At 33.6% G+C, this 327-nt stretch carries 1 protein-coding gene; it reads right to left on the bottom strand.

What is annotated here, in order from left to right:
- Window positions 1-327, bottom strand: a 327-nt coding sequence (locus tag BW716_RS35960) for a Na+/H+ antiporter NhaA (protein ID WP_143709290.1), incomplete at both ends; no start/stop codon positions are given.

Below are 327 nucleotides of genomic sequence, written 5' to 3'. Positions count from 1 at the left end.
AGAGTTTTCTCCGCCATCTCCAAACGGAATAACAAAAGCCAGAATAACGCCGGTAATTGTAGCATGAACGCCAGAATTTAGCATGAAATACCACATGACAACTCCTCCAATTAAATAAGGAATCAGATTTTGAACTTTCATTCGATTCAAAACAAACAATAAAATCCATATTCCTAAAGCAATGGCAAGATTTACAAAAGCAATTGTTGTAGTATAAAAAATGGCAATTACAATAATAGCACCCAAATCATCAATAACAGCCAAAGCAGTTAGAAATACTTTTAATGACGAAGGGACTTTTTTGCCTAAGAGAGATAAAATTCCAAT

Source organism: [Flexibacter] sp. ATCC 35208 (genome assembly GCF_001975825.1).
Lineage (GTDB): Bacteria > Bacteroidota > Bacteroidia > Chitinophagales > Chitinophagaceae > Chitinophaga.
The sequence above is the reverse complement of the archived record's forward strand: the minus strand, read 5'-3'. Positions and strand labels throughout refer to the sequence as shown.